9 protein-coding genes are annotated in these 12,216 nt (G+C 38.0%); 3 read left to right on the plus strand and 6 right to left on the minus strand.

The features are described 5' to 3' along the window. Position 1: 1 nt before the first annotated feature. A complete protein-coding gene (locus AQ505_RS06255; protein WP_062547388.1) occupies positions 2 to 964 on the minus strand; it encodes a M28 family peptidase in 963 nt (320 codons plus the stop codon). Between the two features lie 162 nt (positions 965 to 1,126). On the opposite strand from AQ505_RS06255, the gene AQ505_RS06260 reads away from it, so the two are divergent. Then, entirely contained in the window at positions 1,127 to 2,110 is a 984-nt protein-coding gene (locus tag AQ505_RS06260; RefSeq protein ID WP_062547389.1) for a potassium channel beta subunit family protein, read from the plus strand. 151 nt (positions 2,111 to 2,261) lie between these two features. On the opposite strand, the gene AQ505_RS06265 is transcribed toward AQ505_RS06260, so the two are convergent. Beyond that, positions 2,262 to 3,710 (minus strand): glyceraldehyde-3-phosphate dehydrogenase, encoded by a 1,449-nt coding sequence (locus AQ505_RS06265; RefSeq protein ID WP_062547390.1) that lies wholly within the window; start codon positions 3,708 to 3,710, stop codon positions 2,262 to 2,264. A 110-nt stretch (positions 3,711 to 3,820) separates the two neighbouring features. Then, the gene (locus AQ505_RS06270; RefSeq protein WP_062547391.1) at positions 3,821 to 4,681 is read right to left on the minus strand and encodes a sigma-70 family RNA polymerase sigma factor; all 861 of its coding nucleotides are present in this window, start codon (positions 4,679 to 4,681) and stop codon (positions 3,821 to 3,823) included. A 556-nt stretch (positions 4,682 to 5,237) separates the two neighbouring features. Between AQ505_RS06270 and AQ505_RS06275 the strand changes: the two genes are divergently transcribed. Then, entirely contained in the window at positions 5,238 to 5,492 is a 255-nt protein-coding gene (locus tag AQ505_RS06275) for a helix-turn-helix domain-containing protein (RefSeq protein ID WP_062547392.1), read from the plus strand. Between the two features lie 42 nt (positions 5,493 to 5,534). Here the strand turns inward: AQ505_RS06275 and AQ505_RS06280 are convergent, their stop codons facing one another. The 3 genes from AQ505_RS06280 to lpdA all read right to left on the minus strand — a co-directional run bounded on the left by AQ505_RS06280 (position 5,535) and on the right by lpdA (position 8,683). After that, on the minus strand, positions 5,535 to 5,864 hold the full coding sequence (locus AQ505_RS06280) for a YegP family protein (protein WP_062547393.1): 330 nt from the start codon (positions 5,862 to 5,864) through the stop codon (positions 5,535 to 5,537). Between the two features lie 477 nt (positions 5,865 to 6,341). Beyond that, positions 6,342 to 7,181 (minus strand): MBL fold metallo-hydrolase, encoded by an 840-nt coding sequence (locus AQ505_RS06285; RefSeq protein WP_062547394.1) that lies wholly within the window; start codon positions 7,179 to 7,181, stop codon positions 6,342 to 6,344. A gap of 113 nt (positions 7,182 to 7,294) precedes the next feature. Then, on the minus strand, positions 7,295 to 8,683 hold the full coding sequence (gene lpdA / locus AQ505_RS06290) for a dihydrolipoyl dehydrogenase (RefSeq protein WP_062547395.1): 1,389 nt from the start codon (positions 8,681 to 8,683) through the stop codon (positions 7,295 to 7,297). A 334-nt stretch (positions 8,684 to 9,017) separates the two neighbouring features. Here lpdA and AQ505_RS06295 point away from each other — a divergent pair, with 334 nt between their 5' ends. Then, complete coding sequence (locus tag AQ505_RS06295; protein ID WP_062547396.1) at positions 9,018 to 12,179, plus strand: TonB-dependent receptor; 3,162 nt, start codon at positions 9,018 to 9,020, stop codon at positions 12,177 to 12,179. Positions 12,180 to 12,216: the final 37 nt, after the last annotated feature.

A 12,216-nucleotide genomic window follows, 5' to 3' on the forward strand; every position in this document is an offset into this window, starting at 1 on the left:
CCTATTGCTTTTTCATCTGTAGTTTTTGTCTGAAAATAGACTGCAGATCACGTTCTTTATCAATGTTGTTAATGATTTCCAGAATGGAAGCAGCAGCATTGGTAAAGAACTTTTTGTTGATATTCTGATACTTATCCGAGGCCTGGTGGTAATCTTTATGGTCTTCTACTCCGAAATATAAGAAGGGAATGTTTTTCGCATTAAAAGAGCCCTGATCACTTTGATTTGTCCAGTCTTCATGGCCGGTTTTTGGATCATCATGGCCCATGATTACTTTAACGGTCGGTTTACTGGTAATGAAATACTTTTTTAATTGCGGGTATTTAAAAGTGCCGCAGGCATACAATTCGTTTTTGTCATTGTGACTGATCATGTCCATATTCACATTCATCCGGATATTCCCTAGCGGAATCGTTGCTAACTCTACAAAAGCCTTTGAACCCTTCAATCCCATTTCTTCGGCATCAAAAGCGGCAAATACCATACTGTAATTAGGTTGATGCTTTTTAAAGTAAGCGGCAAAGTTCAATAGCGCAGCTACACCGGAGGCATTGTCGTCTGCCCCATTATAAATTTGGTCTTTTATGATCCCTACATGGTCATAATGTGCAGAAATTACGATCACTTCTGTGTTTCGCCCCGGCACATAAGCCAGCATGTTTTTACCTGTAATGTCCAGCCCAGCCCTGTCTTTGAACGTAAAAATCTGTTCATAATTACCAAGGTGTGGGAGCGGCGCTAAGCCTATTTCCTGAAATCGCTGTTCGATATATGCTCTGGCCATTTCAGCGCCCTTAGTGCCTGTTTTACGTCCCTCAAAACGATCAGAAGATAAGGTCTCTACATCCTTTAATAGTTGTTGTTCCGTTTTACTGATAGGTTTGCTGATTTGTGCCTGCGAGGGATTTTTTTGAGCATTACAGCTCAATAAGGCAATTAAAGGGATTAGCAGGTGAATTCTCATTCTATGGGAGCTTGTGTTATATAAAGGTAAAAATATTATCGGAAAAGCCCCGATGCTCCAAAAAAGAAAACTTAATGATAGGAGTGGTGTTTTTGTAATACTTTAAAAAACACGAATAAGACAAATAAATGAACATATCAATTCATTAAAATATAAAATTAGATGGAATATAGACGTTTAGGAAAATCAGGATTGCAGGTGAGTGCGCTTTCATTGGGCAGCTGGCTTACTTTTGGTCAACAGATTAGTGACCAGACTGCAGATGAACTGATGGGAATTGCTTATGATGCAGGAGTCAACTTTTTCGACAATGCCGAAGGTTATGCGGAAGGGAAATCTGAGGTCGTAATGGGAAAGATTCTTAAAGCCAGAAAATGGGAACGGGAATCTTTTGTCGTCTCGAGTAAGGTGTTTTTTGGAACAGAAAATAAGGGCCCAAATCGGATGGGATTGTCCCGTAAACACGTAATTGAGGCCTGTCATGGGGCATTAAAAAGGCTACAGGTAGATTATCTGGATCTTTATTTCTGCCACAGACCTGATAAGAACACGCCGATTGAAGAAACGGTTTGGGCGATGAATACCTTATTACAACAGGGAAAAATCCTATACTGGGGAACTTCAGAATGGAGCGCTTCAGAGATTATGGAAGCCATTCGCGTAGCTAAACAGTACAATTTAATCGGTCCTACGATGGAGCAGCCGCAGTACAATTTATTGGAACGCAATAAAATGGAAAATGAATATTTACTGCTGTTTAAAGAGTATGGACTGGGAACTACGATCTGGTCGCCCTTGGCTTCCGGCTTATTGTCAGGTAAATACACTTCAGGAGTGACTAAAGATACGCGACTGGAACTCAAAGGAATGGAATGGTTGAAAGATGTGGTATTAAATGAAGATAAGCTGAAAAAAGCAGAAAAACTTCAGGGACTTGCAGATCAGTTGAACATTCCTCTGGCGAAATTATCTCTGGCCTGGTGTTTAAAAAATCCAAATGTCAGTACAGTAATTTTAGGCGCTTCGAAAACCGCGCAATTAAAAGAAAACCTGACCACTTTAGAAGTACTGCCATTGCTTACTGAAAAAGTGTTGACAGATATTGAGGACATCATGAAGACGAAGCCTCATTTGCCACAGTTTTAAATTAGTATTGCTGTTAAAGAACTTTAATATCAAGGAATTTTAAGAACTGCGATTGTTGAGGTATTAATGCTAAATAAACAGTGCTGATGCCAACAAAAAAAAGGGCTTTGTTTTAACAAAGCCCTTTTTAATTAGGTGTTTTTTTGAAATTCTAATAATATGTTAACCTCACTACCCCCGCTAATTTCTTAGCCAGCCGGATCACTTGTCTGGTGTAACCATATTCGTTGTCATACCAGGCATATAATACTACTGATTTATTGTCTTTGGCCATAATCGTAGCTGGTCCGTCGATAATGGAAGCATGACTGTTGCCAATTAAATCCGTACTTACCAGTTCATTTGAAATAGAGTATTCGATTTGCTCTGATAAATCTCCGAACAAAGATGCCTGTCTGAGTATTTCTGATACTTCTTCTTTAGACGTGACCGTGTTCAATGATAAGTTTAAAATGGCCAATGAAACATTTGGCGTAGGAACCCGCACCGCATTTCCGGTCAGCTTGCCGCCTAAATGAGGGATTACTTTTGCCACCGCTTTATCCGCGCCGGTTTCTGTGATCACCAGGTTTAGCGCAGCAGCTCTGCCTCTTCTATATTTTTTATGGTAATTGTCTAGTAAATTTTGATCGTTCGTATAAGAGTGAACGGTTTCTATGTGTCCTTTTTCAATACCAAAAGCATCGTCAATCAGTTTTAAAACAGGGACAATGGCATTGGTGGTACAAGAGGCATTCGATAAAATTGTTTCCGATTCATAATCAATCCCTGCATCGTTGATTCCAGCCACAACATTCAGGATATCTCCTTTGGCAGGGGCAGTAAGCAATACTTTACTGATTCCATTGGCATTCAAGTGTCTGCTCAAACCTTCGCGGTCACGGAAAACGCCAGTATTGTCAATCAATAAGGCGTCATGAATATCATATAAGGTATAATCTACCTCTTCTGGTTCTTTGGCTACGATAAAATAGATGGTTTGTCCATTAATAATCAAGGCTTTATTTTCAAAGTCTTCGGTAATGGTACCATTAAAAGGACCGTGAACAGAATCTGTTCGTAAAAGTTCTGCTCTTTTGATCAGTTCTTCATCACTGTAGCTACGAGTTACAATTGCCCTTAAGCGCAATTGCTCACCTTTACCTGCTTGTAAGATCAACTCACGTGCGGCAATTCTGCCAATACGGCCAAAGCCATACAGGACTACATCCTTAGGAACTAAATTTCTTTTGTCTTTACCAATGTGTTTGCTGAGTTTACTCACTACAAAATCATGAATGGTAGGATAGTGGTCATTGTCGTCCAGCCATTCTGAAGCTAATCGGCCAATGTCAATGCGGGAAGGGGCAAGGTTACATTTTGATATGGTCAAAGCCAGTTCCAGGGTTTCGTAAATACTGATGTCTTTTCCGCTGATTTGTTTCGCATATTGGTGGTGCGAAAGGATTTCGCTGCTGCCAACATCAAATAAAGGTTTGCGGAACAATACAAGTTCGATAGATCTGTCGAACCAGAGCTGGCCTACGACGTTAATCAGCTCAATGGCTTTTTTCTCTTTTTCAATCCAACTTTGGAATTCGGATTGGTACTTCTTTAGCATGTGGCAATATTTTTGGTTAGAATGCCACAAAAGTAAAAAAGATTGAGCGAGATACCCAACCTTTTTACTTTATAAATTTATCACACAAGGTGTTAAATGGAACTAATAGACTAGCCCAAATATGATTTTAAGATTTTACTTCTTGAAGTATGACGTAAACGTTGTAACGCTTTGTCTTTAATCTGACGTACACGCTCACGTGTCAGGTTAAATTTCTCACCGATCTCTTCTAAAGACAGTGGATGGTTTGTGCTCAATCCGAAGAAAAGTACAATAATCTCGCGCTCACGCTCAGTTAAAGTTGAAAGAGAACGTTTGATTTCCTCAGAAAGAGATTCATTGATCAAACTGCTATCCGTATTTGGCTCATGATTTTCCAATACATCTAACAATGTATTTTCTTCTCCCTGAACAAATGGTGCATCCATTGATACGTGACGGCCGGAGTTACTTAAAGTATCAGAGATTTTATCTACTGTAGTTTCTAAGATATCTGCCAATTCTTCCGGAGAAGGCTCACGTTCAAATTCCTGCTCTAATTTAGAAAAAGCCTTGCTGATTTTGCTTAATGAACCGACCTGGTTTAATGGCAAACGTACGATACGACTTTGTTCAGCAATAGCCTGCAATATAGATTGACGAATCCACCAAACAGCATAAGAGATAAATTTGAAACCCTTAGTCTCGTCAAAACGCTTTGCAGCCTTAATTAAACCCAGGTTACCTTCGTTGATTAAATCTCCTAGTGTTAAACCTTGATTTTGATATTGCTTTGCTACTGAAACCACAAAACGTAAATTCGTTTTGGTTAAACGCTCTAATGCGGCCTGATCTCCCTCGCGTATTTTTCTTGCTAATATTACTTCTTCTTCGGCGGTGATTAAATCTACTTTACCAATTTCGTGAAGGTATTTGTCTAAAGATTGACTTTCGCGATTGGTAATGGATTGCGTGATTTTGAGTTGTCTCATTTATATGCTTTGGTACTCGTTATGTGTTTGAACTTGCAAAAGTAAGAATTTAAAAGCAATTTGAAAACATAAATTCCTGAAAATGTTACAGTTTACAACTGCTATTTCTACGGAATTTAAGTAGCAATAATTATTCCAAAATACTTTTGTCAGTATTTTATGGCGGTATTATGAATATCAAGATGTGTATTGTTATTCAATAAATAAATATTGATAAACAATAACAAATCAGTTATGTTTGTACTTAATTAGAGATTGTCTAGCATAAGTCAGAATGTGAAAATGTTTATTGCGGAATATTAATTTCGGGAAAGATAGCGAAACTGTCAGTTGACATAAAGCAAAAAGAACTGAAAAAAAGTACAAAAAAATGTTATAGCGGAGAAGAATGCGGAAAAATTAAGAATTATTGGCAGATGAAGATTTTATTATTGTGCTTTTAAGGGTCCTGTTTTTTGGACAATAGTGTAAAATGATAGTTTTTGTACGCAGGATCAGCCTAACTTTGCAGCGATAGCAATACCGAAGCAATTTAAGCGTAAATAAGGAAATAAATATGGCAATAGTAGTAAATTTAGACGTGATGCTGGCCAAGCGAAAAATGTCGTTGACTAGTTTAACACAGGAAGTAGGAATCACAATGTCAAACTTGTCAATTTTGAAAACAGGAAAAGCAAAAGCAATTCGATTTGAAGCGCTGGACGCTATCTGTCGGGTATTGGATTGTCAGCCTGGGGATTTGCTGGCTTACCAGCAGGAAGAATTAAATGAAGAAGAGAGAAAAAAAGTAAAGCCTGTCCGCTTTCGATGAAAAAGAACAGGCTTTACTTTTTTATGCTGAGTTTTATCAAGCTTAGCTGAGATCCACAACCTCCGCATCTGGTGCATTCTTTTTAACGGATTCAATGCCATTTTCGCGACTGGCCTCCGATTCATACATTTCGCTGGTACCAATTACCTGTCCGTTGGTTGCCTTTAGATTGAAATATGGTTTGCCATTACTGGAAGTCTTTCTTTCAAATTTGCTGTCATCTTTAGCGTTTTTCTTAACGGATTCAATGCCGTTATGACAATTAGCTTTTGCAGTATAGCCTTCACTAGTGAGTATGACCTGGCCATTGCCTGCTTTCAAATCGAATTGAAATTCGCCGTTTTTCCTTGTTTTGATTTCGAATTTTCCCATAATCGTTTAATTGGTTTTTTGTATCCAGGTTGAAATTTTTATTTCAATATATAAAAAAATGGATATCAAAACAATATTTTGATATCGATCATTCTATTCATTATCAGGATTTAGCGCGGAAATTGGGCCAGCTTTGGCAGGACTGTGTTTGTTGTTTAAGAAATAAATTAGGGTAATTAGAAATGTTTATTTCTAGTTGATTTCCTGGTTAAAATTCAAATTTCAAAAAATGACAGAATTTAGCGACTTTAAAATCAATAAAAGGAACTGAAAATCAGGGATAGTTGCTGGGGAGAGATTGGGATTTGTTCGCTATCTGTTTTGCTATTGTTTTGCTTTTCTTTTGCTATTGTTTTGCTTTTCTTTTGAGGCAGCAAAACAATAGCAAAACAATAATAGGTTTTGGGGAAAGGCCAATAAGATGAGAATCCGATTTAAGTAGGCGTTAAATGGAGGCTTGATTGAGGTTTAGTGAAGCTATAGACTGGCGAGATCGAATGTACGATCCAGCTTGATGCCTTTTTCCGTTTGCTGAAGCGTGCAACATTCATTTACTGCATCGTGTTCCAGGAATAAGATGTATTGTTTTTCAGCGGCTTCCTCTAGGAATGATTTTTTTTCAGTCAGTGTTTTCAAAGGAAACATATCATAAGCCATCACATAAGGCAAAGGGATGTGTCCTACGGAAGGCAGTAAGTCGGCCATATATACAATAGTATGCCCTTTATATTGAATCTGTGGCAGCATCATGGCATCAGTATGGCCATAAGCAAAACGAATATTGATGCCTTCATGAAATTGAACGCCTTCTTCATCAGCAACAAAACGCAATTGTCCGCTTTCCTGGATAGGGAGGATGTTTTCTTTTAAAAAAGATGCTTTCTCTCTGTCGTTTGGGTTTACTGCCCAATCCCAATGTTTCGCATTGCTCCAATAAAACGCATTGTTGAAGGCTGGTCTGAGTTTATCGCCCTGGCGGATAATAGAGCCCCCGCAATGGTCAAAATGTAGATGGGTCAAGAAAACATCGGTAATGTCTGCTCTGGAAAATCCTTTGGCAGCCAGTGATTTGTCAAGGGTATCCTCACCATGAAGGTAATAATGGCCCATAAACTTCTCATCCTGTTTATCACCAATCCCATTGTCGACTAAAATCAATCGGTTTCCGTCTTCAATTAGCAGGCAGCGCATGGCCCAGGTACACATATTATTGGCATCGGCAGGCGTAGTTTTCTGCCAGATCGATTTTGGCACTACTCCAAACATGGCACCGCCATCTAATTTAAATAAACCGGTATTGATGGTATGTAATTTCATGCGCAGCTAGAATTAGTAATTGAAAAAGATAAAAGTAAAAAAAAAACCTGTTGAAAAACTCAACAGGTTTTTTAAAACAATCAGCCTATCTTAAGAAAAGGCGATTTTATAATTTATAAATGAATCACTTCACCGTAAGCATCAGCTGTAGCTTCCATAATAGCCTCACTCATAGTCGGGTGTGGGTGAACCGCTTTTAACATTTCGTGTCCTGTAGTTTCCAGTTTACGGGCAACTACGATTTCAGCGATCAGTTCAGTTACATTGGCACCAATCATGTGAGCACCTAGTAATTCGCCGTATTTTGCATCATAGATCATTTTAATAAAACCATCTTTAGCGCCTGCTGCACTTGCCTTACCTGAAGCTGAGAATGGGAATTTACCAATTTTCAATTCATATCCGGCAGCTCTTGCTGCTTTCTCCGTATAACCAACAGAAGCAATCTCAGGACTGCAATAGGTACATCCAGGGATGTTATTGTAATCTAAAGGTTCTGGTTTCTGACCAGCAATTTTCTCTACACAGATGATTCCTTCTGCAGAAGCTACATGAGCCAATGCCTGACCAGGAACAATATCACCAATTGCATAGTAACCTTTAACGTTAGTGCTGTAGAATTCATCTACGATCACTTTACCTTTTTCAGTTTTAATGCCAGTTTCTTCTAAACCGATGTTTTCGATGTTTGCAACTACACCAGCAGCAGAAAGAACGATGTCGCATTCTAGAGTCTGCATACCTGAAGCTGTTTTTACCTGAACTTTACAGCCAGTGCCACTAGTGTCTACAGATTCTACGCTGGAAGAAGTCATCACTTCGATGCCTGCTTTTTTAAAGCTGCGCAGCAATTGTTTAGAAACGTCTTCGTCTTCAACCGGAACAATATTGTCCATGAATTCTACTACCGTTACTTTAGTACCTAAAGTAGCATAGAAGTAAGCAAATTCAACACCAATAGCACCAGATCCAACTACCACCATAGATTTAGGCTGCTCAGGTAATACCATCGCCTGTCTGTATCCAATGATTTTTTTACCATCTTGTTTCAGGTTCGGCAATTCTCTTGATCTACCACCAGTAGCTAGAATTATGCTGGTTGCAGTGTAGTCTTTTATAGTACCATCCGCTGCTTTCACTTCCACCTTGTTTCCAGGTTTAGCTTTACCAGTGCCCATGATCACGTCAATTTTGTTCTTTTTCATCAAGAATTGAACACCCTTGCTCATGCCATCAGCAACACCACGGCTACGTTTGATTACTGCTGCGAAATCGGCCTCAGCCTCCGCAGTTTTAATACCGTATTCAGCAGCATGATTGATATATTCAAAAACCTGTGCACTTTTCAATAAGGCTTTGGTTGGGATACATCCCCAATTAAGGCAGATTCCGCCTAAAGATTCGCGTTCTACTACCGCAGTTTTTAAACCTAACTGAGAAGCTCTTATTGCAGCTACATATCCACCAGGACCGCTGCCAATTACAATTACATCGTAGTTCATATCTTATATAAAGGAATTTTTAACTTAAGTAATTGCCAAAATTAAAAAAATTGTTCATTAATACCGCCTGTTAGATTTTTGTACACTGCTTTTCAGGGCTTTAATTTAAAAAGGGGCCTCTAAACACAGATGTTGTATTTATTTTGTAATTTAACAAAATACTGACAAACTGTACGTTAGATATGTTAAAGAAGATGTTAAATGTTGAAAATTATTGTGATATTTAATAATAATTTAACATTGGAATCATGATCCTGGATGATTTAATTTTTACCTTTGTGCCGTTATATTGTATTGTAGTATCATAAAAAAACAAACATTAATTAAAAAAAGTATGAAGAAATCTTTACTATTTAAGGTTGCGGTAATCATTTTTGCTTTCGTTGGATTCATCACCAATGTAAATGCTCAGGTTACTACATCAAATTTAAATGGAGTTATTGCTGATGCAAAAGGTCCATTGCCGGGAGCAACCATAGTAGCTGTTCACAATCCTACAGGAACGCGTTATACTGCGTCTTCTAATACAGATGGAAGGTACAATTTTGTAAACATTAATACTGGTGGTCCTTATACCATAACTGCTAGTTATATCGGTTACAAAGTAGAGAAAATTGAAGGTATTTATTTGAAATTAGGCGAAACATTTACGCTTAAAATTAAAATGACTGAAGGCGGACAAGAATTACAGGAAGTACAGGTTGTAGGAAAAAATAGCACCGTATTGAACAGTAAAAGAACAGGCGCTTCTACTACTATCGGCAAAAAACAAATTGAAGAAATGCCAACTTTGAGCAGAAGTCTTTCTGATATTACGCGTTTAACACCTCAGGCTAACGGTAACTCTTTTGCTGGTGCCAACAATCGTTTCAACAACATCACTATTGATGGTGCGGTAAACAATGACGTTTTTGGTTTATCTGCAAATGGTACTCCAGGTGGACCTGCCGGTACACAACCAATCTCTTTAGATGCAATTCAAGAAGTTCAAGTAGTAGTTGCACCTTACGATGTAACTCAAGGTAGTTTTACAGGAGGTGGTGTAAATGCAATTACCCGTTCAGGTACTAATACAGTAGAAGGTTCTGCTTATTTCTTAGGTAGAAACCAGAATACAATTGGTAAAAGTGTAGATGGTTTGAATACCAAAGCAAGTGATTTTTACAATACTACTTACGGTGCACGTATTGGATTACCAATCGTTAAAAACAAATTATTCTTATTTACAAGTGTAGAAGCAACTCGTATTCAAGCGCCGACTTCTTTTAATGCTGGTGATCCTAGAGCAGTGCTTACTACAGATGAGGCACAGAAAATCTCTGACTTTGTTAAAAAAGAGTATGGTTATGATGCAGGTTCTTATGGTGAAACTCAGAATCAGACGCAAAGCAATAAATATTTCGCACGTTTAGATTGGAATATTAGTGATAAACATCAATTGACTTTACGTCACAATTACATCAATGCATTTGATGATAACCTTTCAAGAAGTACAACTGGTTTCCGTTTCGGAAATAACGGTTACAGATTCAAAAACAGTCAAAATGTATCTGTTTTAGAATTGAGAAGCCGTTTCAACGAGAATCTTTCTAATAACCTGATCGTAGGTTATTCAAGAATCAGAGACAGCAGAGCTATAAATGGACAGTTATTCCCTCAAATCACGATCAATAACATCGGTAATGTTTCTGGACAATCTGTAACTTTAGGTTCAGAAAGAAGTTCTGGAGCGAATGAATTAGATCAGGATATCTTTGAATTCACAGATAACCTTAAATTATTTGCAGGTAAACATACCTTCACTTTAGGTACGCACAATGAGTTCTTTAAATTCAGAAACTTATTCATCAACAACATCAACGGTTTCTATCAGTTCAACAATATTACAGATTTTAACAATAAAATTCCTAGCAGAGTTCAGGCCGCATATTCAATCGTTCCAGGTGATGATCGCCCGGCAGCTGAGTTTGCAGCAGCACAGTTAGGTTTCTATTTCCAGGATGAAATCGAAGTTGATGAAAGCTTTAAATTGACAGCTGGGTTAAGAGTTGATGTACCTCTATTCTTCGATAAACCAGCACTTAATCCCCTAGTTCCAACAACTTTCCCTGGATTAAATACAGATCAGTTGCCAAGTGGACAAATCCTTGTTTCTCCAAGAGTAGGCTTTAACTGGGATTTATCGGGTAACAGAACGGTTCAATTAAGAGGTGGTATTGGACTATTTACTGGTAGAGTTCCTTTTGTTTGGATGGCCAATCAGTTTACTAACAGTGGTATGTTATATGGTAGTGTAGATCAAAACAATCCACCTGCTTTTGTACCAGATCCAAATCAACAAAGTACTGCAGGTACTCAAGGTAAAACTTATGAAGTGAATTTATTAGCTAGTAAGTTTAAATTACCACAAGTATTACGTTATAGCTTAGGAACAGATATTAAATTACCAGGTGGTGTTCTTGCTACTATAGATGGTATTTACTCTAAAACTGTAAACAACGTTACTTATTCTAACATCAACATCAAAGGTCAGACAGGTACGCTTCCTGCAAACCTTTCAGGTGGACAAGATAACAGACCTGTTTATGGTGGAAAAGTGAATTCAACTTTCACGAACGTACTTTTATTAGACAATACGGATAAAGGTTCATCATACAGTTTAAGTGGACAACTGTCTAAATCATTCAACTTTGGTTTAAGTGCAATGGTTGCTTATACCTATGGTAAATCTGAAGACGTAAATAGTGGAGCAAGCAGTACTGCTTATTCGAACTGGCAGTTCTTACAAATCGTTAACGATCCAAATAATGCACCGGTTTCTTATTCAAACTTTGACTTAAGACATCGTGTAATTGGTAGCTTAAGCTATGGTATCAACTATGGTAAAAACAAAACTTTCGGAACTTCGATCTCTATGTTCTACGTGGGTAAATCTGGTTCACCATTCACTTACCTTTATTTAGGTGATATTAACGGTGACGGCGCGAATCAGAATGATTTATTGTATGTACCAAGAAATGCAAGTGAAATTAAGTTAGTTCCTTTCTATGCAAGAGATAAAGACAATAAAGTAATCATTTCACCAAATAGTGCTACACCTGCAGAACAGTGGACTGCGCTTGATAACTACATCAGCAACGATCCTTACTTAAGCAAACACAGAGGTGAGTATACTGCACGTAATGCAGCTAGAATGCCTTGGGAGCACCAATTTGATGTTCGTATCATGCAAGATCTAGGTGGCATGATCAAGGATACAAAAAACAGATTACAATTATCTGTTGACATTATCAACTTTGGTAACTTATTGAACAAAGCTTGGGGAAGAAAATACTTTGTACCAAACAGTGCAAATACTGTAGTGAACTACAATACTACTCAGGCTACTGATAGAGGCTTTAACTTTAAAGCACCTTCAGATGGTCTACCATATAGCGTATCAGCATTTGATTCAAGATGGCAAGCACAAGTTGGTCTTAGATATATCTTCAACTAATCTAATTACAACTATAAAAAAATCCCCGCCCTTGAAA

Source organism: Pedobacter sp. PACM 27299 (genome assembly GCF_001412655.1).
Lineage (GTDB): Bacteria > Bacteroidota > Bacteroidia > Sphingobacteriales > Sphingobacteriaceae > Pedobacter.